At 61.7% G+C, this 21,664-nt stretch carries 20 protein-coding genes; 13 read left to right on the plus strand and 7 right to left on the minus strand.

From position 1 onward, the window contains the following. Positions 1-414 precede the first annotated feature (414 nt). Entirely contained in the window at positions 415-1,311 is an 897-nt protein-coding gene (locus ACYSTU_RS07885; RefSeq protein ID WP_016771829.1) for a PA4780 family RIO1-like protein kinase, read from the minus strand. A gap of 429 nt (positions 1,312-1,740) precedes the next feature. After that, positions 1,741-3,018 (minus strand): acetyl-CoA C-acetyltransferase, encoded by a 1,278-nt coding sequence (locus ACYSTU_RS07890; RefSeq protein ID WP_498997282.1) that lies wholly within the window; start codon positions 3,016-3,018, stop codon positions 1,741-1,743. 257 nt (positions 3,019-3,275) lie between these two features. Between ACYSTU_RS07890 and ACYSTU_RS07895 the strand changes: the two genes are divergently transcribed. From ACYSTU_RS07895 to ACYSTU_RS07915, 5 genes are all read left to right on the plus strand, one after another. Continuing rightward, on the plus strand, positions 3,276-4,628 hold the full coding sequence (locus ACYSTU_RS07895; RefSeq protein WP_217879260.1) for a 3-oxoacyl-ACP reductase: 1,353 nt from the start codon (positions 3,276-3,278) through the stop codon (positions 4,626-4,628). Positions 4,629-4,630: 2 nt separating this feature from the next. Next, positions 4,631-5,485 (plus strand): MaoC family dehydratase, encoded by an 855-nt coding sequence (locus ACYSTU_RS07900; protein WP_217879259.1) that lies wholly within the window; start codon positions 4,631-4,633, stop codon positions 5,483-5,485. Positions 5,486-5,787: 302 nt separating this feature from the next. Next, positions 5,788-7,371 carry a collagen-like triple helix repeat-containing protein gene (locus ACYSTU_RS07905; protein WP_217879258.1) on the plus strand — a complete coding sequence of 528 codons (1,584 nt, stop codon included), beginning with the start codon at positions 5,788-5,790 and terminating at the stop codon, positions 7,369-7,371. A 134-nt stretch (positions 7,372-7,505) separates the two neighbouring features. Continuing rightward, positions 7,506-9,176, plus strand: a complete 1,671-nt coding sequence (locus ACYSTU_RS07910; RefSeq protein WP_110603761.1) for a ShlB/FhaC/HecB family hemolysin secretion/activation protein — start codon at positions 7,506-7,508, stop codon at positions 9,174-9,176. Positions 9,177-9,695: 519 nt separating this feature from the next. Then, entirely contained in the window at positions 9,696-10,058 is a 363-nt protein-coding gene (locus tag ACYSTU_RS07915) for a DUF6124 family protein (protein WP_016771835.1), read from the plus strand. Here the strand turns inward: ACYSTU_RS07915 and ACYSTU_RS07920 are convergent. The 3 genes from ACYSTU_RS07920 to ACYSTU_RS07930 form a co-directional block, all read right to left on the minus strand. Then, entirely contained in the window at positions 10,024-10,476 is a 453-nt protein-coding gene (locus ACYSTU_RS07920) for a hypothetical protein (RefSeq protein WP_498997290.1), read from the minus strand. The genes ACYSTU_RS07915 and ACYSTU_RS07920 overlap by 35 nt on opposite strands. 357 nt (positions 10,477-10,833) lie before the next feature. After that, complete coding sequence (locus tag ACYSTU_RS07925; protein ID WP_136492285.1) at positions 10,834-11,241, minus strand: response regulator; 408 nt, start codon at positions 11,239-11,241, stop codon at positions 10,834-10,836. Between the two features lie 70 nt (positions 11,242-11,311). Further along, on the minus strand, positions 11,312-11,527 hold the full coding sequence (locus ACYSTU_RS07930; protein WP_370593582.1) for a Flp family type IVb pilin: 216 nt from the start codon (positions 11,525-11,527) through the stop codon (positions 11,312-11,314). 329 nt (positions 11,528-11,856) lie between these two features. On the opposite strand from ACYSTU_RS07930, the gene cpaB reads away from it, so the two are divergent. The 8 genes from cpaB to ACYSTU_RS07970 are packed head-to-tail and all read left to right on the plus strand — an operon-like array spanning position 11,857 to position 19,304. Continuing rightward, entirely contained in the window at positions 11,857-12,798 is a 942-nt protein-coding gene (cpaB, locus tag ACYSTU_RS07935; protein ID WP_217879257.1) for a Flp pilus assembly protein CpaB, read from the plus strand. Between the two features lie 20 nt (positions 12,799-12,818). After that, positions 12,819-14,036 (plus strand): type II and III secretion system protein family protein, encoded by a 1,218-nt coding sequence (locus tag ACYSTU_RS07940; protein WP_024011445.1) that lies wholly within the window; start codon positions 12,819-12,821, stop codon positions 14,034-14,036. Then, on the plus strand, positions 14,033-15,223 hold the full coding sequence (locus tag ACYSTU_RS07945; protein ID WP_122610416.1) for a CpaE/TadZ family protein: 1,191 nt from the start codon (positions 14,033-14,035) through the stop codon (positions 15,221-15,223). The genes ACYSTU_RS07940 and ACYSTU_RS07945 overlap by 4 nt, the downstream gene beginning before the upstream one ends. Beyond that, on the plus strand, positions 15,220-16,488 hold the full coding sequence (locus ACYSTU_RS07950) for a TadA family conjugal transfer-associated ATPase (protein ID WP_073471819.1): 1,269 nt from the start codon (positions 15,220-15,222) through the stop codon (positions 16,486-16,488). The genes ACYSTU_RS07945 and ACYSTU_RS07950 overlap by 4 nt, the downstream gene beginning before the upstream one ends. 17 nt (positions 16,489-16,505) lie before the next feature. Further along, positions 16,506-17,390, plus strand: a complete 885-nt coding sequence (locus tag ACYSTU_RS07955) for a type II secretion system F family protein (RefSeq protein WP_110647080.1) — start codon at positions 16,506-16,508, stop codon at positions 17,388-17,390. Between the two features lies 1 nt (position 17,391). Beyond that, the gene (locus ACYSTU_RS07960) at positions 17,392-18,276 is read left to right on the plus strand and encodes a type II secretion system F family protein (RefSeq protein ID WP_217879255.1); all 885 of its coding nucleotides are present in this window, start codon (positions 17,392-17,394) and stop codon (positions 18,274-18,276) included. Between the two features lie 23 nt (positions 18,277-18,299). Beyond that, positions 18,300-19,022, plus strand: a complete 723-nt coding sequence (locus ACYSTU_RS07965; RefSeq protein WP_016771841.1) for a tetratricopeptide repeat protein — start codon at positions 18,300-18,302, stop codon at positions 19,020-19,022. 9 nt (positions 19,023-19,031) lie between these two features. Then, positions 19,032-19,304, plus strand: coding sequence for a DUF3613 domain-containing protein (locus ACYSTU_RS07970; protein ID WP_498997299.1), 273 nt, complete (start codon positions 19,032-19,034; stop codon positions 19,302-19,304). Between the two features lie 105 nt (positions 19,305-19,409). On the opposite strand, the gene ACYSTU_RS07975 is transcribed toward ACYSTU_RS07970, so the two are convergent. After that, the gene (locus tag ACYSTU_RS07975; RefSeq protein ID WP_498997301.1) at positions 19,410-19,772 is read right to left on the minus strand and encodes a DUF6124 family protein; all 363 of its coding nucleotides are present in this window, start codon (positions 19,770-19,772) and stop codon (positions 19,410-19,412) included. A 1,020-nt stretch (positions 19,773-20,792) separates the two neighbouring features. Beyond that, positions 20,793-21,572 carry a response regulator transcription factor gene (locus ACYSTU_RS07980; protein WP_232245428.1) on the minus strand — a complete coding sequence of 260 codons (780 nt, stop codon included), beginning with the start codon at positions 21,570-21,572 and terminating at the stop codon, positions 20,793-20,795. Positions 21,573-21,664 lie beyond the last annotated feature (92 nt).

Raw genomic sequence — 21,664 nt, forward strand, 5'->3', positions numbered from 1 at the left:
TGTGGTTGGAGCGCTGGACAGTAGACGCGAATAAGCCAGGATCCGAAAGCCCCCTCACCCTAGCCCTCTCCCAAAGGGAGAGGGGACCGATTGGGGGATATTTGGGAGATACACCGACCTGAACGTTTTTCTTTGAATCCATAATCGACTCGGTTTTTTCAGGTCGATGTATGGCTAAAGACACCTCGGTCGGCCCCCTCTCCCTCCGGGAGAGGGACCGATTGGGGGATATTTGGGAAATACACCGACCTGAACGTTTTTCTTTGAATCCGTAATCGACTCGGTTTTTTCAGGTCGATGTATGGCTCAAGACACCTCGGTCGGCCCCCTCTCCCTCCGGGAGAGGGCTGGGGTGAGGGTGCTTTTTGACTCAAACAAAAAACCCGGCCGAAGCCGGGCTTTTTCATCACGCGATCACTGCATCCACGGCGGTGGAGGCGGTTCTTCGGGTTTGCCTTTCGGCGCGTCGTCCGCCGCGCGAATGGCCTGCTTGCGTTCCTCGTCGAGGCGCGCCGCTTCGATTTCGCGCAGCACCCCGCCGACATCGGCCAGGTCCTCCGGATCGTCGAACTCGCCGGTCAGCACACTGTTCGGGTGCAAGGTGCCGGCTTCGTACAACGCCCACATTTCCTTGGCATATTTGGTCTTCTTCAATTCCGGCGCGAAACGGCCGAAGTACGAAGCCATGTTGCCAACGTCACGCTCGAGCATGCTGAACGCGTGGTTGTTACCCGCAGCGTCGACTGCCTGGGGCAGGTCAATAATGACCGGGCCGGTCGGGGTCAGCAGCACGTTGAACTCGGAGAGGTCACCGTGCACCAGACCGGTACACAACATCAGCACGATCTGCGAAATCAGGAACGCGTGATACTCGCGCGCCTGATCCGGCTCCAGTACCACGTCGTTCAGCCGTGGCGCGGCGTCGCCGAATTCGTCGGCCACCAGCTCCATCAACAGCACGCCGTCGAGGAAGTCATAGGGTTTGGGCACTCGCACACCGGCGCCGGCGAGACGGAACAGCGCCGCCACTTCGGCGTTCTGCCAGGCGTCTTCGGTCTCTTTGCGACCGAACTTGGACCCCTTCGCCATGGCCCGCGCCTGACGGCTGTTACGAACCTTGCGGCCTTCCTGATACTCGGCCGCCTGGCGGAAACTGCGTTTATTCGCCTCCTTGTAGACCTTGGCGCAACGTAACTGATTGCCGCAGCGCACTACATAAACAGCTGCCTCTTTGCCACTCATCAGTGGGCGCAGCACTTCGTCGACCAGACCGTCCTCGATCAGGGGTTCAATGCGTTTTGGAGTCTTCATCAGCTTTTATTGTGGGTCCTTTATTACCAAACACGCGAATGTCACTCGTTATACGGCAATCCTCGCCCGACGGGGAGGGGTTGCCGACCTGTGAACCTTGAGGATGCACACACTGTGCCGGATCAATCGCAGCGACCCGGCGAATCATAGCCGAGACCGTGGCATTGATTGGTATCGGTCGGCAAGGGCATTTGCGACAGAATCTGACATGGTCGGTGAACTTCAGTTGCCCTCACCCCAGCCCTCTCCCAGAGGGAGAGGGGGCCGATCGAGGTGTCTCCCGTAATGCATCGACCTGAGAGACCGCAGCGCTTCTGGTTTGAATCGCAGCTTTGGATTCGGTGAAGGGCGCTCAGGTCGGCGTCGATCTCGAGCATCCCCCAATCAGTCCCCTCTCCCTTTGGGAGAGGGTTAGGGTGAGGGGCTTTTTCAGCGTTCAATGATCGCGGTGACACCCCGCCCGCCCGCCGCACAGATCGAAATCAGCCCTCGCCCCTTGCCCGCCGCATCCAGCAGCTTGGCCAGATTCGCGACAATCCGCCCGCCCGTTGCGGCGAACGGATGCCCCGCCGCCAGCGAACTGCCCTTCACGTTAAGCCGACTGCGATCAATCGAACCCAGGGGCGCGTCGAGCCCCAGGCGGGTTTTGCAATATTCGGGATCTTCCCAGGCCTTGAGCGTGCACAGCACTTGCGCGGCGAAGGCTTCGTGAATTTCGTAGTAATCAAAATCCTGCAACGTCAGCCCATTGCGCGCCAGCAAGCGTGGCACGGCGTACACCGGCGCCATCAGCAGGCCCTCGGCACCGTTGACGAAATCCACCGCCGCCGCCTCGCCGTCGCGCAGATAAGCGAGGATCGGCAAGCCGCGCTCTCTGGCCCATTCCTCACTTCCCAGCAACACCACCGAAGCGCCATCGGTGAGGGGCGTGGAGTTGCCGGCCGTCAGCGTGCCCTTGGCGCTTTTCTCGAACGCCGGTTTCAGCGTGGCGAGTTTTTCCAGGGTCAGGTCCGGGCGCAGATTGTTGTCGCGGGTCAGGCCGAGGAACGGCGTCATCAGATCGTTGTGCCAGCCTTCGCTGTAGGAAGCGGCGAGTTTGTGGTGGCTTTCGAGGGCCAGTTGATCTTGTTCTTCGCGGGGAATATTCCAGGTCTGCGCCATCAGCTCACAGTGCTCGCCCATGGACAGGCCAGTGCGTGGCTCACCGTTGCGCGGGAATTCGGGAATCAGATGCCGGGGGCGCAACTGCAAAAGGGTTTTCAGTTTGTCGCCGGTGCTCTTGGCGCGGTTGGCCTGTAGAAGAATCCTGCGCAGGCCTTCGCTGACGCTGATCGGCGCATCGGAAGTGGTGTCGACGCCGCCAGCGATGCCGCAGTCGATCTGGCCGAGGGCGATTTTATTCGCCACCAGCAGCGCCGCTTCCAGACCGGTGCCGCAGGCTTGCTGGATGTCATAGGCCGGCGTCGTCGGAGACAAGCGCGAGCCGAGCACGCATTCGCGGGTCAGGTTCATATCCCGTGACAATTTAAGCACCGCGCCCGCCACCATTTCGCCGATGCGCTGGCCATGCAGGTTGTAGCGTTCGATCAAGCCTTCCAGCGCGGCGGTGAGCATCGCCTGATTGCTGGCGGTGGCGTACGGCCCGTTGGAGCGGGCGAAAGGGATGCGGTTACCGCCGATGATCGCGACGCGGCGCAGCTGGGTCATGAAAAGCTCCTGTTCCAAATGGTCGAAATTTACCCAATCCCTGTGGGAGCGAGCCTGCTCGCGAAGAGGCCGGCACATTCAGCCTCTTCAGCGCCTGATACAGCGCCTTCGCGAGCAGGCTCGCTCCCACATGAACCGCATTTATCTGCAAGACCTGCTAAACCTGAGTGTTCAAGCGTAGGCCTTATTGCGCCGATCGAACGATTGATTGCCGTGGACAGTCCACACTTTGAACCCCAACTTCTGGAGAGCGTTCCATGTCTGACCGCTATATCGACTTCGCCAACTCATCCTTCGGCCATCGTCTGGTCGGGGCCTTGGGCCTGCCGTCGCCGGTGCGGCTGGAGCGCTGGCAGGCGGGGCGTCTGCGGCCGATCGAGGGCGCCCTGTTGATCGGTGGCGGGCCGCTGGCCGAACGGATCGGCGTGTTTGCCAACCGCTTGACCGATGCAATCTACAGCTACGGCACCGAGCCCTCGCTGGCCACCGCGTGGATCCCCGGCCACGGGCCGAAAATCAAAGCGGTGGTGTTCGACGCCAGCGCTCTGCAACACACCGACCAGCTCAAGCAGTTGCGCGAATTCTTCCAGCCATTGATGAAGAATCTCGACCATAGCGCGCATCTGGTGATTCTCGGCCGCGCGCCGGAAAGCCTGGGCGACCCGTTCGCCTCCAGTGCGCAGCGAGCACTCGAAGGCTTCTCGCGCTCGCTGGCCAAAGAGCTGCGCGGCGGTGGCACCTTGCAGCTGATCTACGTCGGCGAAGGTGCCGAAGATCAACTGGAAGGCCCGCTGCGATTTTTCCTCTCGCCAAAAAGTGCTTTCGTTTCCGGTCAGGTGATTCGTCTGACAGCGTGCGCCACGCCAGTCACTGACTGGACCCGCCCGCTGGCCGGGCGCAAGGCGTTGGTCACCGGTAGTGCGCGCGGCATTGGCGCTTCGATTGCCGAAACCCTGGCCCGGGATGGCGCCGAGGTGATCCTCCTCGACGTACCGCCGGCCAAAACTGATCTCGAAGCCCTCGCCGCCCGCCTCGGCGGCCGCGCGATCACTCTTGATATCTGCGCCGATGACGCCGCCGCGCACTTGATCGAACAGCTGCCCGACGGCCTCGACATCCTCGTGCACAACGCCGGCATCACCCGCGACAAAACCCTGGCCAACATGACCCCGGAATTCTGGGACGCGGTGCTGGCCGTCAACCTCAATGCGCCGCAAGTGCTGACCAAGGCGCTGCTCGACAGCGGCACCCTGCGGGACAACGCACGGGTGGTCCTGCTTGCCTCGATCAGCGGCATCGCCGGCAATCGTGGCCAGACCAATTACGCGGCGAGCAAGGCTGGCCTGATCGGTCTGGCTCAGGCATGGGCGCCGACGCTGCTGGAACGCGGCATCAGCATCAACGCCGTCGCCCCCGGTTTCATCGAAACGCAAATGACTGCGCACATTCCGTTCGGCCTGCGCGAGGCTGGGCGGCGCATGAGTTCGCTGGGCCAGGGTGGCTTGCCGCAAGACGTCGCCGAAGCCGTGGCGTGGCTGGCGCAACCGGGCACGGGCGCGTTCACCGGGCAGGCGTTGCGTGTCTGTGGGCAAAGTGTTCTGGGGGCTTGAGCATGAGCATCGAATGGCACACGCTGGATCGCGAACCGAGTCTGCCCGCGCTGTACTCGCGAGCAGCGACGCGACGCAAAATCACCGGTACGCAACTGCCCGACAGCGGCCTGCGTTGCTGGGTCGATATCGACAACAAACGGCTGGCAGCCTATCGCAAGGTCTGCGGTTTCGTCGATGACGGCCTGCTGCCGCCGACCTATCCACACATCCTCGCCTTCGCCTTGCAGATGCAATTGCTCACGGCCAGGGACTTTCCGTTCCCGCTGCTGGGGCTGATTCACCTGAGCAACCGCATCCGCGTGCTGCGGCCGATGGGCGCGATCAGTCGCGCGCAAGTCAGCGTGCGCGTGCACAACCTGCAACCACATGCCAAGGGCGCGACATTCGATCTGCTCACTACCCTGGACGATCAACTCGGGCCGCTGTGGGAAGCCGAAAGCCGGATGCTCTGTCGCGGGGTGAAACTCGAGGGCGAGGCGCTCGCTCAGGACTGGCAGCCGTCACAGGATTTGCTCGAAGTGACGCGCTGGACTGCGCCGACTGATATCGGTCGCCAGTATGCGAAAGTCTCCGGCGACTACAACCCGATTCACCTCAGTGCGGCGAGCGCCAAACTGTTCGGGTTTCCCACCGCGATTGCCCATGGACTGTGGAACAAGGCGCGGACACTGGCGGCACTCTCCGATCACCTGCCCAAAGCCAACCTGGAAATCGCCGTGCACTTTCGCAAACCGGTGCGTCTGCCCAGCGAGGTGACGTTACTGGCCAGTGCCGCGGGCTCCAGCGGTGAATTGCGTCTGATCGGTGCCGGCGACCTGGAACATATGGTCGGTCAGTGGCAACCGATCGCCTGATCTGGCGGGGCGGAAAAACCCGTTAATTGTGTATATATCACTTAAGTTTTTCCGCGCCCTGCCCGCCGCTCTGCAAAAAAACGAGCCTTGAATATCAAGGCTTTTTTTTGCCCGTTTATTACCGGGGTATTAGTCCTTCGGCATTGCGCCGGGCCTCTATATAAAGGGGTTAATACCAACTTGAGAATGGTGAAAAACCTGCCGTCGACTGAGATTACAGCCACGGACGAGGCATCGCCGACGACAGATCGGCGAGCCATCGAAGGCAACGTAACGTTGTGACAGGTGCAGGAATCTCAATCATGAAAACTCAAGTGATGTGGTCCAAATCGGCAATCGCGCTGGCACTGATTCTTTCGGTCGGCCTCGTCGGCTGCAGCAGCGGCGGTGGCGGTCATCGCAGCAGTTCGGGCAGCTCGACGGCGGACGGCACGGCGGGCACCGATGGCAGCGGTGGCGCGGGCGGCGGAACCGGCGGCGATACTGCCGGCACTGGTGGCACTGGTGGCACCGGCGGCACTGGCGGCGGAACCGGTGGCACTGGCGGTACCGGCGGCGGCACCGATCCGACCAATCCAACCAATCCGACAGACCCGACCGATCCCACCAACCCGACCAATCCCGCTGTACCTTCGCTGGTGACCACAACACTTGTTCAGGATGTCGGCAAAACCGTCAGCGGTGTCGGCGATGGCGTCGGCCAGATCGGCGATTCACTGAGTACTGTTCCGGTCGCTGGCGGCATCGTCCAAAGCGTGGCCAACACCACCGGCAACGTGGTCAGCACCTTGGGCGATGGCGTTACTGATGGCATCGGCAAACTGGCCACTGACCCCAATGGCCTGACCACCACCGTGGCCTCGGTTGGCGGCGTGGTTTCCGATGTTGGCGACGGTGTGTCGGACCTCAGCGTCAAACTCAACACCGCGACCCGTAGCGTTCCCGTCGTTGGCGGTGTAGTCACCCGGGTGGCGCCGCTGGTCGATGGCATCGGTGAAAAAGTCACCATGCTTGGCGACACCCTCAACACCTCACTGACCAGCGGCCCGACCAGCCAGTTGACCAACAAGGTCGGCAGCGGCCTGGTGCCGGTGATCGCCATGGTCGAAAGCACCACCGACAAACTGGGCGTTACCACCGGCCTGGGTGATCCGCTCAAAGGGGTGATCTCGAAAGTGGGCGGCACGGTGAACAGCCTCGGCGGCAAAGTTACCGACGCAGGCAGCGGCAATGCCCTGACCAATACCCTCGGCGGCGCCCTGAGCAACACCGGCACGGCGGTCGGCAAAGCGGGCGGCCTGGTGTCCAATGGCACTGGCTCGGGTACTGGCGGCATCGGTGGCATCGGTGGCGGGCTGGGCGGCACCGGTCTGCTGCAAACCGTGGGTGGTGCGGTGGTCAACGTCGGCAGCGGTCTGAATGCCGGCAGCACCAGCGGCGTGGTCAGTGCCGGCGGCGTCACCGCTGGCGGGCTGGGCAACACGATTGCGTCGATCAACACCGTACTCGGCGGCTCGGGCACACCGATCACTGCAACCACTTCGCCGCTGGCCAGTGTCGGCGCCGCAGTCGGTGCGGGCCTCAATCCGGTCACCAGCGCGGTCACCACTGTCACTCAACAGGTCGGCGCCGCTACCGGTCTCGGCACTCCGGTCGCTGGTCTTACAAATCAGGTGGGCGCCGCAGTCGGCAATCTCGGCGGAGCGATTGCCGCCACCAACAACCCGGTCACCACTGCTGTCGGCGGTCTGGTTACCAACGTCGGCGGCACCGTGGCAGCGGTCGGTGGCCTGGTCAACAGCGGCACTGCCACTGGCGGCACAACTGGCGGTCTGGGCGGGGTACTCGGCGGCCTGACCGGCGCGCTGGGCGGCAACAAACGCTAAATTGCACCTGGCCGATTCGACGGCCTTACCTACAGCGCCTACGCTTGGTTGAGGGCGGAAGATTCCCACGAGTCTTCCGCCTTTTTTCTAAGGAAAAATCTGCCCTGTGCTGTGTTCTGACCATGGAGTGTCCTATGCGCGTACTGGCATCCCTGCTGTGCCTTAGCCTCAGTTCCGCTGCCCTCGCCGACACCTTGCCCAGCTTTCTCAACAGCAACGAAACCATCCGCAACCTCCCCGTACCCAACCTGCCCGCCGACGCCTATCGGCCGAGCGCGGCGCCGCTGCAAGTGCCGGACCCGGGTGCGACCGCCGCACAGCCACTGCTGATGGAAACCAAGGTCAACCTCAAGACCGTGCAGATCGAAGGCGGCACGATCTACCCGCTCAACGAACTCGCGGAAATCTACAAGCCCCTGATCGGCCGCCAGGCCAGCCTTGCCGAACTGATCGAAGCCACGCGCAACATCACCCGTCGTTATCAGCAGGACGGCTACCTGTTGTCCTACGCGTTCCTGCCGCAACAAAACTTCGATGACGGCGTGGCGCGGGTGGTGCTGGTCGAGGGCTACGTGCGCGATATCCAGATGCAGGGCGACATCGGTCGGGTCAAAAGTCTGCTCGACAAACTCGCCGCGAAAATCCAGGCCGAACGCCCGCTGACGCGCAAAACCTTCGAGCGCTACACCACGCTGATGAGCCGCATTCCCGGCGTGACGATTCAAGCGCAAGTGCCACCGCCGGGCACCACCGATGGCGCGACCACCCTGGTTGCCCAGGCCAGTCGCAAACCGTTCACCAGCACCCTGAGCACCACCGAAGACAACCGTAACGGCCCGCAGGCGTTGCTCGGTGTCAGCAGCAATTCGCAGACGTCGATGGGCGAACAGTTGAGCCTCAGCGGCCTGTTCCCACCGGGCGACGACAAAGAGCATTACTACCGTCTCGACTACAGCCAGTTCCTCGATACCGAGGGCACGCAACTCAACGTCTCGGCCTCGCGTTACCGCGCCGACCCGGACACCGAAGTGCTGGTCGGCGGTGGTGGACGCCTGAGTACCCACCGCGAGAACGATCGCTACTCGATCGGCTTCAGCACGCCCCTGATCGCATCCGCCAACGAACTGCTGACCGCCGGCTCGCGCCTGTATGCGGTCGACGACAAGACGCGCTACGACGGCATCAACTTTCCCTTCAGCACCGAACTGCGCACCGACGTCCGCGCCCTGGCTTTCGAAGGCGACTGGCGCAAGGCCGACGCCCGCCAACTGCGCATCCTCAGTGCCGGTGTCTACCAGGGCTTCGACAGCCTCGGCGCACACACCAACTATGACGACATCGACCTGGATTTCTTCCGCGTCAGACTGTCCGGCGTGCAGAGCGACAAGTTCCTCGACAACTGGCAAGGCGTGCTCTCGGCGGCGCTGTACTGGAGCGACGACACCTTGCCCGACAGCGAACGCGCCGTATTCGGCGGGCAGAACTTCGGCCGTGGCTACCCGGACGACCAGGCCTCAGGCGACAAGGGTTGGGGCGTGGCCTACGAGGTCAACTACAGCTTCAACCGCGACGGCAACTGGGTGCGCATCCTGCAACCCTACGTCGTCGTCGACCGCTCGCGCAGCTGGTTCAACCAACTGCCGGTGCAGGCCAACAACCTGTCATCGACAGCCCTCGGGCTGAGGTTCGGCGATGCCAAGTACTACAACGTCGCGCTGGAAGTGGCGAAGGCCATGTCCGATGAAGCGCTGGACACGTTGAACCGCAAGCCTCGGTACAGCATCAGTTTCAGTTATCAGTTGTGATGGCCGAGCGGTGTGTCAGTCAGGATTTTTTTGACTGACGCACCGCCTTCGCGAGCAAGCTCGCTCCCACAGATTCGGCGGTGTTCATGGTTGCTGAGTACAACCGCCGTCCTTGTGTGAGCGAGCCTGCTCGCGAAAGCGTTCGGCTATTCAACCGATTTATCGCAGCGCTTAAACCAGCCGTTTAAACACACGCCCCGTTACCTCGCAACAGCCCACAAATCCTTGCGCCTTTGCCTACGGCTACGCCAGAATCCGCCGGCTTGTGCGCCTGGGGCGCGGGTTCTATCGTTTGCCTGCCACTGCTCATCAGTGGTCGGGTTTAGCAGCTCGCCGATCCACGTTGCACCAGTTCTATCAGTCCGGAATACATTCCTGTGCTTGATGGCGGCTGTGCGCAGGGCGCCCTCGGGCGCGCCGATTTCGTGGCTCATCGGTCTGCTAACCTGCGTCCAGCTGCCACCCTTATCGTTTAGCAGCGTGAGGTTGCGGCCCTTACTCCACAAGGAGACTGAGCCCGTGAAAAAGATAACGCCCGATCCACCCCTTGCCGATCCGACTTTCGCCGACCCGCTCGTCGAAGCGCAAAAACTCAAGGAAGCCGCCGACCGCGCCATCGATTACTACCTCAACCCCCGCCTCATCAAAGACCCTGCCGCACCGCGCAAACCCAGCACCCTGTTCATCGTCGACCCGGCTGCGGACAACGAAACCCTGCTGGTGCATGCCTGCGAATCACTGGCCTCGGCAAGCATCATGGCCAGCGACCTCGCCGGATTTATCGATGGACCGCAGCGCAATTCCCTGTTGGGAATACAGCAAGTGATCATGCTGGGCGAACTGGCAGTCAACCGCGTACTGGACAGGCTTGTGCCGGAGTGACAAGAGCAAGAGGTTGATTGCGCAGGTGGTGAGTCAGGCAGAGCGTTGTTGGCTGACTGGCCGCCTTCGCTGGCAAGCCAGCTCCCACAGGATTGATGTACATCAGGAAGAAATGGGTCGGCTGGCAGGCCGCTTTCGCGAGCAGGCTCGCTCCCACAGTTTGATCGGGTGCGTTCAGTGAGAAACAGGTCGGCTGGCTGGCCGCCTTCGCGAGCAGGCTCGCTCCCACAGTTTGAATCGAGTACATCAGCGAGAAACAGGTCGGCTGGCTGGCCGCCTTCGCGAGCAGGCTCGCTCCCACAGTTTGAATCGAGTACATCAGCGAGAAACAGGTCGGCTGGCAGGCCGCCTTCGCGAGCAGGCTCGCTCCCACAAAAGCAAAAGCAAAGCAGCGCAGCTGCCCGCGGCGAAGCCGCACCACTCAACAATGAGCGCAAGCTCGAGTGCTCTTGATCTTGATCCACCGGCGACATCGGAAGGCTGAGTGGAGGGATTGATCCGGGCGTGGGAGCGCAGCGACCGTTCGACGCAGTCGAACACAGCGGAAGGAGGTGCAGCGAAGCAAACCGTAGCCGCTGCGCCCGGATCAGTCCCGGAGCGAAGGAACCCGAGCCTGCGAGGGCCGAACGTAGGAGCAAGCGTTTTTTTGCTTACTTTTTTTAGGCGTTTGTAAAAAAAGTGAGTCGCCGTAAGGGCGAAACCGCCAGCCGCCACACCGCAAAAAACGGATATTCACCCCCCCCAAAGAACACGGTCGGCCCAAAGGCCGCCGAGTTCACCCAGCCCCAACCAGAGGCTTGGGAAACAGAGTATCGAGAGTCTCCAACAACCTCACGTGATAAATCGGCTTGCGAAACAGATCCAGTACCTGCAACCGCAACATATCGCTGACATCCTCCATATCCGCATGCCCCGACATCACAATCACCGGCAAATGCTCCCGCGACGTATGCTCACGCAGCAGCCTGATCAGCGACATGCCCGACTCCTCGGGCATACGCAGATCAGTAATCACCAAAGCAATATCCGGATGCCGGGTCAACAGATGCAACGCCAACTTCACCGACGTCGCGGTATGACAGGTAAAGCCCTCCCCCTCCAGCAACTCCGCCAACTCCAGCAACGCGTCTTCTTCATCATCAACCAGAAGCAGTTGTTGGCGGGGCGACGAAGACGCGTTCATAGGCAATACCTGAATACTGAAAGGTAAATCCAGTGTAGTGCGATATCAGCCAAGTGCAGAGTTCACAAAATCACGGCGTTGGCCGGGTCACAGCCGTACCATCGAGCGAGGTCAGAATATTGTTGAAGATCGCCAAGACCCTGTCTCCAAGCGGAGTGACGAACGCCACAACCACCACCGCCACCATCGCCACCACAATCGCATACTCGATCGCCGAAGCACCCTCTTCACTGCGGGCAAACGCGCGAGCCTTGGCGATCACATAATCAAAAGTCATACGAAACATAGGTCCACTCCTTCGCGCCTCTGGCGCCGACATCACCACCGCGGCAAGGTTCCACCGTGCCACCTGAGCATTGTCAACAAACCCCCGCCCAACAACTGTAAGAACGCATTAATCACAAAGCATTAATCCCATCGTTTTTCCGCCGTTTCCGGCTGTTAACTGGCCAGATTCATACTTTGGTACGGTTATTTCGCCTGTCATTAATGGCGCTTTTGCTTGGATCAGCTAGCTTGGAAATAGCGAAATAGTTGCATGTTCATAGCTGCCGAATGAGTAAGCCCTTCACAAGCAGATGCCGTCGGTTGTGCAGCAGGAAAGGGAGAGCCGTCATGAACAGTCGCGTCACCATGGGCCTAGCCGCGTTGCTGTTGCTCGGCGCGGTTTTTGTCGGTTACTGGGGGCTGGTGCTCAGTCGTCAGCCGGCCCCGGTCGCCGAGGCGCCCGTCGCCCCAGCGGTCAGCATTGAACAGACTGTCGCGATTGCCGAAGACCAGACCCGCCAACCGGTGGTGGTGCTGCTCCACGATGTAGCGCCGTTCACGCCGTTGAGCGCCGCCGATGTGACCGTGGAAAAACTGCGCAGCGCACCGGCCGGCAGCCTGACCAGCATTGAACAAGCAGTCGGCCGCACGCCTTGGCGCCACCTCAGCGCCGGCACCTGGCTCAATGACGAAAGCTTCCAGGCCGGCGGTGCGTTGGCGCGGATGATTCGCCGCGACGAGCGCGCACTGACCGTGGCCGTCGATGAAGTGATCGGTGCCGCCGGGCAGTTGCTGCCGGGCGATTACGTTGACGTGCTGCTGTATCTGCGCGAGGACGCGAGCAATCTGCAGCAGTCGGCGCAGATCGCCGTTCCGGCCCTGCGCGTGCTCGGGGTCGGCGATCAGTACGGCCTGACCAACGACGGCCAACCGGCTTCCCCCAACCTCAGCGCCGAAGAAAAACTCAAACAGGACCAGCGCCGCATCGCCGCGCGGACTGCGGTGCTGGCGGTGCCGGAACAACTGCTCAGCCGCCTGATGCTCGCCACTCAAGTCGGCACGTTGCGTCTCGCGGTGCGCAGCAGCGAAGAACAGCGGCTGGCCAAATACTGGGCCGGCGAAGCGCAATCGCCCGCGCATCTGGATCGCGCCAACAGCCAGCTCTTCCAGTTCACTCAACTCGCCCTGGGCAGCGCGCAAAAAACACCTGCCACCGCCAGTGCCAGCGCGGCGCCCAGGCCTGCGGTGGAAATCATTCGCGGCAACCAGATCAGCCAACAAACCCCATGACTGCGCAAGGATTCACGTGCATGCAGAGTCGACTCAGACCGACATTGAAACCGGCGCTCCGGGCCTTGCTGTTGTTGGGATTGACGATGGACAGCGCCTTCGCGGCGGTGGGCAACTGCTCGGCACTGCCGCGCCTGCCCTCGGTGATCGAAATCGGTGAAGGCTTCCAGCAGGACATGCAGTCACCGGTGGCAATCACTCGGCTGGCAGTGGGCGACCCGAAAATTGCCGACGTGCATGCCAATGGCGGTTCGTCCTTTTTGCTCACGGGCGTCGGCCCCGGCGCAACCAGCCTGATGGTCTGGACGGCCTGCTCGGCGCAGCCGCAACAAGCCATGGTCTTCGTCCAGGGCGCGGCGACCACGGCGCTGACCAGCAGCGTGCCGTCGGACGATCCGACCCTGCCATCGCAAGTGCAGACCGACATCCGCTTCGTCGAAGTCAGCCGCACCAAACTCAAGGAAGCCACGGCGTCGCTGATCGGCACGCGCGGCAATTTCCTGTTCGGCTCGCCCGGCACGCTGCCACCGATCGATGGCGTGCCGCAGCCGCGCCTGCCGGTAGATAACTCGCTGTTCAATTTCTCCTGGGTCGGCGGCAAGACCATGGCGATCATCAACGCCCTGGAAACCAGCGGCTTCGCCTACACCCTGGCGCGACCAAGTCTGGTGGCACTGAACGGGCAGAGTGCGAGCTTCCTGGCCGGCGGGGAAATCCCGATTCCAGTGCCCAGTTCCGGCAGCGACAGCGTGTCGATCGAGTACAAGGAATTCGGCATCCGCCTGACCCTGACACCAACCATCATCGGCCGCGACCGCATCGCGCTGAAGGTTGCCCCGGAGGTCAGCGAACTGGATTTTGCCAACGCGGTGAACATCGCCGGCACCACCGTTCCGGCGCTGACCATCCGCCGTACCGACACCAGCGTATCGCTGGGCGATGGCGAAAGTTTTGTCATCAGCGGTTTGATCAGCACCACCAACAGCTCGCAGGTGAACAAGTTTCCCGGCCTGGGCGACATTCCCATCCTCGGCGCGTTTTTCAAGGGCTCGCAGATCAAGCGCGAAGAGCGCGAACTGCTGATGATCGTCACCCCGCATCTGGTCCAGCCATTGGCGGCGGACGCGCGACTGCCGTCGTTGCCGGGAGAGAAATTGCGCAATTACGACCCGAATTTCTATCGCATGTTCTTCCTCGAGAACGGCAACTTCGACAAGCGCAGCGGGTTGTCGCAATGAACCAGAATCTCAGTCAGACCTTCCTCGCCATCACCCGCAACAGCACCGATCTGGAATGGCTGCAAAGCGCCCTCGCGCCACTCGGCCAGGTCATCAGCGCCGGTGCCGGCAGCCTCGACGAATTGCTCGCACTGGTCGATGTAACGTTCGCCAATCTGGTCTTCGTCGGCCTTGATCGCGAGCACGTCGTGGCGCAGAGCGCGCTGATCGAAGGTGCGCTGGAAGCCAAGCCGATGCTGGCGATCGTTGCTCTCGGCGACGGCATGGACAATCAACTTGTGCTCAATGCAATGAGGGCCGGCGCGCGGGATTTTGTCGCCTATGGCTCGCGTTCCAGCGAAGTCGCCGGACTGGTGCGGCGCCTGAGCAAACGGCTGCCGGCCGTTACCCCCAGCACGCAGCTCGGCGGCCTCACCGTTCTGTACGGTGTGCAAGGCGCATCGGACGGCGCCTTGATCGCCAATCACATGGCCATGGTCGTGCAGAAAAGCGGCCAGCAAACCCTGCTGCTCGACCTCGGTCTGCCGCGTGGCGATAGTCTGGCGCTGTTGGGTCTGGAGAGTTCGTTTCACTTCGGCGATGCCCTGCGTCATTTGCGCCGCCTCGACGCCACGCTGATCGACAGCGCTTTCACCAGCGCCGAGCACGGCCTGCGAATTCTTGCTTACGCCAACAGCGACGAGCCGCTGGAATCCACCAGTGCCGCCGAGCTGTACATGCTCCTCAGCGCCCTGCGCCAGCACTTCCAGCACATTGTCGTGAACCTCACCGGGCAGGCCGACAGTGAAGCGTTGCGCACCTTCGTCAGCCATTGCGACAAACTGCTGTGGTACACCGACCAGAACGTACTCAACTGCCGACGCAACCTCGCCGTGCTCAACCAGTGGCGCGAGAAAGGCATGAAACTCGAGCACGGGCGCTTGCTGATCGATCGTTACCTGAGCAACGTTGCGCCGGATGCCGAGACCCTGGGCAAGACCTTCAATCTGGAAGTCATCGCCGTGCTGGCGTTCAGTCCCGATGTGCGCCTGAACGCGAAAAACCAGGGCGTGAGTTTGTTCGAACTGGCGCCGCGAGAGAAACTCACCCAGAGCCTGCGCGCCCTCGGCGAACGTTTGGCCAAGCGTTCCGAAGGCTTGAGCAAACCAAAAGTCACCTGGTTCGACCGTCTGCGAGGCCACTCATGAGCGCAGAAAAACTCTTTGGCGCAACGTCTCACGGAGCGATCGGCAACAGCGATCACGAAGGCCTGAAACTGGTCCTGCACCGCTACATCATCGACGCCATCGAGGAGTCGGGGAAAAACCTGCTGGAAGGTTCGCGCCAGCAACTGGCGCAGTTCGTCACCGACAAGGTCGCCGAATACATCGCGCGTTTGCATCTGGCGATCTCGCGCTACGAAATGGAGCGCCTCGGCGAGGAAATCGTCGACGAGCTCACCGGTTTCGGCCCACTGGAAGTCCTGCTGCGCGACCCGTCGGTGACGGAAATTCTGGTCAACGGCCCGCACCGGGTGTTCATCGAGCGCGACGGCGTACTGCATCAAAGCGATCTGCGTTTTATCGATGCGCATCATGTCGAGCGGGTCATGCAACGCATCCTTGCGCCGCTCGGGCGCCGCCTCGATGAGTCCTCGCCGATGGTCGATGCGCGCCTGCCGGACGGCAGCCGGGTCAACGCGATCATCCCGCCGATCGCCCTCGACGGCCCGTGCCTGTCGATCCGCAAGTTCCGCAAGGACATGCTCAAGAGCACCGACCTGATGGCGATGCAGACCATCGATCTGGCGATTTTCGAATTCCTGCAGAACGCCGTGGGCAGGCGCTGCAACATCCTCATCAGTGGCGGCACCGGCACCGGCAAGACCACGCTGCTGAACATCCTCAGCCAGTTGATCAACCCGCACGAACGGCTGGTGACCATCGAAGACGTCGCCGAGCTGCAACTCGGCCATCCGCATGTGGTGCGTCTTGAAACCCGTCCCCCCAACGCTGAGGGGCATGGCGAGGTCAAGGCCAGCGACCTGATTCGCAACGCCCTGCGCATGCGTCCTGACCGGATCATTCTCGGCGAGATCCGTGGCGTCGAAGTGGTCGATGTGCTCACCGCGATGAACACCGGCCACGACGGTTCGATGAGCACCGTGCACGCCAACAATGCGCAGGATGCGCTGCTGCGTCTGGAGACGCTGGTCGGGCTGACCGGGCGCTCGATCGCCGAACGCACCTTGCGCCAGATGATCTGCGCCGCCCTCGACGTGATCATTCAACTGACGCGCATGCCCGATGGCCGGCGCTGCGTCAGTGAAGTGGTGGAAGTGGTCGGCATCCGCGAGGACGTCTACGTCACCAACACCCTGTTCCGCCTCGACCGCCGCACGGGGTTCGGCTTTGTGCGCGAAGCGGTCAACCCGGCCGGCGACAAGCTGCGCCACGACGCTCACCTGGGCTGACGGCGAGGAGCACGCAGATGCTGGGACCGATCATTCTCATCGCCATCTGCCTGATGCTGCTCGGGCTGTCGATCTATCTGTTCCTGCAAGGGCTGCGCAAGACCGCGACGGAGAAAGTCCTCAATCGACTCGCCGCCGGACAACCGCAGCTGGCCGTCGAGCAGACCAGGTGGGTGGGGCTGGAGCGCATGTTTCTGCGTGCAGGACTGGGTCGGCCGAGCGAGCGTTTCGGCCTGTGGCTGAGCCTGTGGGCGGCGGCCATGGGCCTGGGATTTCTGCTCGGGAGCTGGGTTGGTTTGCTGATCATGTTGCTCGTCCCGCCCGTGGCGTTGCGGTTGTACATCGCCATTCGCTACCGACGGCGGATCCGCCGCATGATCGAACAACTGCCGCAACTGCTCGACCACACCGTGCGCAGCCTCAAGTCCGGGCGCACGCTGAGCGATGCGGTGCTGGGCGGCATCGAGGCCAGTGAAGATCCCTTGAAAGCGGCCATGGGCCGGGTGCAGCGCAACGTGCAACTGGGGGTGAACCTGCCCGATGCGGTCAGCGATTTTGCCGAGCTCTACGAGCAGGACGAATTGCGCATGTTCGCCCTCGGCCTGAAGGTCAATCACCGCTACGGCGGCAACGCCAGCGAGTTGCTGGAGAATCTGATCAAACTGATCCGCGAGCGCGACCAGGGCGCGCGGCAGTTGCGCGCGTTGACGGGGGAAACGCGCATGACCGCTTGGGTGCTCGGTTTGCTGCCGCTGATTCTGGTGAGCTACTTCATGCTGACCAACCCCGGCTACATGCTCGGCATGTGGCACGACGAAAGCGGCCAGACCATGCTGCTCAGCGCCGCCGTGTTGCAGGTGTTGGGCAGTCTGGCGCTGTGGCGCATGTTGCGGAGCGTTTGAGATGGTCTGGCTCGCGGCGTTGTTGTTGCTCCTTGGTTCGCTGTTATTGCTGGGCAATCACCTGCTCACCGAGCGCCGCCGCGTGCGTCAGGTGCATCAGCGCTTGCACGGCCAATTGGTGCGGGAGAACCGTTTCGGCCACTGGCTGCGCGCGCTGGGCAACAGCCGTTTCGGCCGGGGCTCGGTGAGCATCGACAGCGAAACCCAGACCCTGCTCGGCCGCCTCGGCTGGCGCCGCGCCAACGAACGCGCGCTCTTCGCCGCCTGCCAGATCGGCACGCCGCTGCTCGCTCTGGGGCTGGCGATCTTTTTGCAGGAAGTGTTATTCCCGCAGACCAGTCACCGCTGGATGGCGCCGATGTTCGCTGCGGGCGGCGGCTATCTACTGCCCAAACGCCTGCTCGCCTACGCCGCCGCCCGCCGACAGAAAACCATCGCCGTGGAAATCTCCACGTTCATTCCGCTGCTGCGCATCCTCTTCGAATCCGGCATGGCCGTGGAACAAGCGCTGCGCGTGCTCAGTGTCGAAGCGCAGAAACTGCTGCCGGAGCTGACCAGCGAACTGCGCCTGATCCTCAGCCGCGTCGACTCCGGTCTGGAGCTGGGGCAGGAGCTGAACAAGACCGCAGTGATGCTCGCGGTGGACGAATTCACCGACACCTGCGTGATCCTCCAGCAACTGATCCACCAGGGCGGCGGTGCGATGAAATCACTGCTGGCGCTCAAGCAATTACTGGACGACCGACGCCTGACCCGGCTGCAGGAATACATCTCGAAAATGTCGGCGAAGATGTCGGTGGTGATGATGCTGTTTCTGTTTCCCGCCCTGCTGATCGTACTGGCCGGCCCGGGCTTCACCGCCATTGCCCGCGCGTTCGCAAACTGACCTTGGCTCATGGAGAGCGTTTGATGAAAGTACTGATAGTCATGGCAAGTCTGTTGCTGCTCAGCGGCTGCGCCACGGATGGCCAGGCGCCGTGGACCTCGCTGCTGTCGCCGTCCAGCTGCAGCAAACTGACCTCGGAGCAGGAGCTGTCGCTGAACCTCGCCGATGATCTGGCCAGCGACGGCAAGCTCCACGCCAGCCTCGCCAACCTGCAAAGCCTGCCGGACAACCTCAGCGAAGTGCGCCTGCGCAAAGCCAAGGTCTATCGCCTGCTCGGTCGCAGCGAAGCCGAGCCGCTCTACCGCAGCCTGCTCGGCGGCTGCCTCACCGCCCAGGCCGAACATGGCCTGGGCCAGGTCTACGCCGCCCGTGGCGACAACGGCCAGGCCCAGGCCCACCTGCAACGCGCCGCGCGCCTGGCGCCCACCGACGAAAAAATCCGCAATGACCTCGGCGTGGTCTACCTCAACCAACTGCGCCTCAACGAAGCGAAATTCGAATTCCTCACCGCCATCGAGCTGAGCCAGAACAATCAACTGGCGACGCTGAACATGGTCACCCTGCTGCTCTACCAGAACGACTGGCCGCAAGCTGCGGAAATCGTCAGCCGCTCGAAACTGACCCCGGAACAATTCACCGAAGCGCAGCAACGCGCGGAAAAACTCAAAGCCCCGGCCCACGCAAAAGCCGCACCCGGCGACCGCGTCGCCGCCTTCATCGACCCCCTACCGCCGACGCTCGAATAGGAGACAGCCATGACTATCCGCAAAGGCCTGTGCTACCTGACCCTGCTCACCCTGCCCCTCACCGCCCACGCCATCGACACCGGCCCTGCTTCAGCGCAACAACAGGAAACCGAAGGCTGGCTGGTCCTGCAAAGCCGCAACAAAGCCGCCTCGCCCAAACCGCAAAGCGCCACCGCCACCGAACGCGAACTGGCGATGCAGCGCTGGCTGAAAAAATACCAGTACGAGATTCCGGATTTTTACGATCCGGATGTGGGCGGGAAGATCGAGAGCAAGAATTAGTTTGGTGGTGCGCTTAAAGGCCCCTTCGCGAGCAGGCTCGCTCCCACAGTCGACCGCGTGCTTTCGGTGGGAGCGAGCCTGCTCGCGAAGAACGATAACGCGGTTTCAGCTCTGCGGATCAACCCGATCCAGCGCCCGATTCACCGCCAACTCCGCCAGCATGACAATCTGCTGGATCGCTAACGCTGTGCTGCGCTGAAACCCGCTCAACTCGCCAGCGAAATTACTCGCCATCGCACTCGCTGACGCCAGCGACTCACAGGCATGCGCCAACAAGCTTTCGGTATCGACATTGGGCACCACCATGAACAGCGCGCTGGGCGGGTGCGGTTTTGCGGGTTCGGGGCAGAGATAGAAATCGAGCGCGCGTTTTATCGCTTCGCGGTTTTTCACAAGATCGTCGGCGCGCATGGCGTCTTCGAGCGGGGTGGCGGGGGATGGGGGTGGGTCTGGGATCAGTTTGTCCATGAGAACTCCTACTTGGCTGTGACGCCCTCTTCTGTCGTTTCCACACGACAAAAGGTGGCAGCTGTACGCAGGGTGGAAAACCGATAAGTAGGCAACCGGCCAGACCAAAGTCTGCCCACGCACAGCCGCCGCGACACAGTTTGCAGACGAACGAACACGCCGACAACGATTACGGTAGCAATGCAAAGCAACTACTTGAATTTCAGGTTTCCACACCTGACCGCTGAGTTGTCAGCGACAGCCAGAGACTAGTGACCCGACGTCCGACGGACAACCTGAAAACCTTGTGGGAAGGTTCTGGCAAATCAGACACAGATTTAAACAATCAAAATCAAAAGCACCCTCACCCTAGCCCTCTCCCAGAGGGAGAGGGGACCGACCGAGTTGTTTGGGCGAAGTACATCGACCTGAAATACCGAGTCGAATGCAGATTTTGAAGCAGATCAAACGCACCCTCACCCTAGCCCTCTCCCAGAGGGAGAGGGGACCGACCCGAGTTGTTTGGGTCAGGTATGCCGACCTGAGATACCGAGTCGAATGCAAATTTTGAACAACCCGCAAATCGGCTCCCTCTCCCTCGGGAGAGGGCTGGGGTGAGGGGCGAATCCAGCGCAAAACGAAAGCCAGACACCGCATGCTTTTCACCACTCAAAACAATGAGCGCAAGCTCGAGTAGCTTTTGATCTTGATCTGGGAGCCCGTCGGCAGGCTGAGTGGAGGGATTGATCCGGGCGTGGGAGCGCAGCGACCGTACGACGCAGTCGTACACAGCGGAAGGAGGTGCAGCGAAGCAAACCGTAGCCGCTGCGCCAGGATCGATCCCGGAGCGAAGGAACCCCGAGCCCCAGCGAGCGGGCCGAACGTCAGGGCGAAGACCTTTTGGTTCCTTTGGGCTGGGCCGGCATTCCGGCGTTTGCCAAAAGGGACTCGCCGTAAGGGCGAAACCGCCAGCCGCAACACCCGAAGAAACGGATATTCACCCCAACCACCCAAAGCATGGTCGGCCCAAAGGCCGCCAAGTCAATGCGCAGTAACCCGCTGCCGCCCCGCCGAACTACCAGGAGAAAGCGCCAAAGCCAACTGCGTCCGATTATGCATATGCGTCAACCGCAACACCTGCGATACATACAGCTTCACCGTGTTCTCGGTAATCCCCAACTCACAGGCAATCTGATAATTGGTCTGCCCCTTGCCCACCAACCGCGCCACATCCAACTGCCGGGGCGACAACTGATTGAACACCGCCGGTATCTCCACAGACTCAGGCTCACCATCACTCACCACCGGCACGGGCGAGCGCCGTACCTTGTCCAGATCCTGATAAAGGTCATCAATCGACTCGGACAAAAACTGCAACTTCTGATTCAAATGCCCCAGATGCAGATTCTTCTGCCGCTCCTGCAAAGCCAGTTCCTGACGCTGCACACCCTCGAGCAACTCAGCCAGATCAATCGGCTTCTGATAGTAATCAGCAATCCCCGCGCGCAACGCCTTGATCACATCCTGCTTGTCAGCGCGGCCGGTGAGCATGATCGCCTCGAACACCCGCTGCTTGCCGGCCAGCCGCTGCAACGCCTGGATCAACTCGATGCCGTCCATGTCCGGCATGTGCAAATCACTCAGCACCAGACCGATGTCCGGGTCCGCCCTGAACAGCTCGATGGCTTCAAGACTCGAGTCGCACGGCACGCAACGATAGCCACTGCTCTCGAGAAACTCACAGAGTTCTTCGACGATCAGCGGCTGATCATCGACCACGAGGATTTTTACCGAATTAGGCTTGTTCACGAACCACTCCATTTGCTCGGCCAACGCTGACGATTCCTGCACTTTGGTGGCGTATTCGCCTGAATTGAAAGTAGACCCACTTTCCGACTATGTACATAGGACTA

Source organism: Pseudomonas glycinis (assembly GCF_054871425.1).

Excerpts from the sequence above, each read along its gene's own strand:
- ACYSTU_RS07885 (WP_016771829.1), bottom strand. The coding sequence starts at position 1,311 with ATGAAGACTCCAAAACGCATTGAACCCCTGATCGAGGACGGTCTGGTC.
- ACYSTU_RS07890 (WP_498997282.1), bottom strand. The coding sequence starts at position 3,018 with ATGACCCAGCTGCGCCGCGTCGCGATCATCGGCGGTAACCGCATCCCT.
- ACYSTU_RS07895 (WP_217879260.1), top strand. The coding sequence starts at position 3,276 with ATGTCTGACCGCTATATCGACTTCGCCAACTCATCCTTCGGCCATCGT.
- ACYSTU_RS07900 (WP_217879259.1), top strand. The coding sequence starts at position 4,631 with ATGAGCATCGAATGGCACACGCTGGATCGCGAACCGAGTCTGCCCGCG.
- ACYSTU_RS07905 (WP_217879258.1), top strand. The coding sequence starts at position 5,788 with ATGAAAACTCAAGTGATGTGGTCCAAATCGGCAATCGCGCTGGCACTG.
- ACYSTU_RS07910 (WP_110603761.1), top strand. The coding sequence starts at position 7,506 with ATGCGCGTACTGGCATCCCTGCTGTGCCTTAGCCTCAGTTCCGCTGCC.
- ACYSTU_RS07925 (WP_136492285.1), bottom strand. The coding sequence starts at position 11,241 with ATGAACGCGTCTTCGTCGCCCCGCCAACAACTGCTTCTGGTTGATGAT.
- ACYSTU_RS07930 (WP_370593582.1), bottom strand. The coding sequence starts at position 11,527 with ATGTTTCGTATGACTTTTGATTATGTGATCGCCAAGGCTCGCGCGTTT.
- cpaB (WP_217879257.1), top strand. The coding sequence starts at position 11,857 with ATGAACAGTCGCGTCACCATGGGCCTAGCCGCGTTGCTGTTGCTCGGC.
- ACYSTU_RS07940 (WP_024011445.1), top strand. The coding sequence starts at position 12,819 with ATGCAGAGTCGACTCAGACCGACATTGAAACCGGCGCTCCGGGCCTTG.
- ACYSTU_RS07945 (WP_122610416.1), top strand. The coding sequence starts at position 14,033 with ATGAACCAGAATCTCAGTCAGACCTTCCTCGCCATCACCCGCAACAGC.
- ACYSTU_RS07950 (WP_073471819.1), top strand. The coding sequence starts at position 15,220 with ATGAGCGCAGAAAAACTCTTTGGCGCAACGTCTCACGGAGCGATCGGC.
- ACYSTU_RS07955 (WP_110647080.1), top strand. The coding sequence starts at position 16,506 with ATGCTGGGACCGATCATTCTCATCGCCATCTGCCTGATGCTGCTCGGG.
- ACYSTU_RS07960 (WP_217879255.1), top strand. The coding sequence starts at position 17,392 with ATGGTCTGGCTCGCGGCGTTGTTGTTGCTCCTTGGTTCGCTGTTATTG.
- ACYSTU_RS07965 (WP_016771841.1), top strand. The coding sequence starts at position 18,300 with ATGAAAGTACTGATAGTCATGGCAAGTCTGTTGCTGCTCAGCGGCTGC.
- ACYSTU_RS07970 (WP_498997299.1), top strand. The coding sequence starts at position 19,032 with ATGACTATCCGCAAAGGCCTGTGCTACCTGACCCTGCTCACCCTGCCC.
- ACYSTU_RS07975 (WP_498997301.1), bottom strand. The coding sequence starts at position 19,772 with ATGGACAAACTGATCCCAGACCCACCCCCATCCCCCGCCACCCCGCTC.
- ACYSTU_RS07980 (WP_232245428.1), bottom strand. The coding sequence starts at position 21,572 with ATGGAGTGGTTCGTGAACAAGCCTAATTCGGTAAAAATCCTCGTGGTC.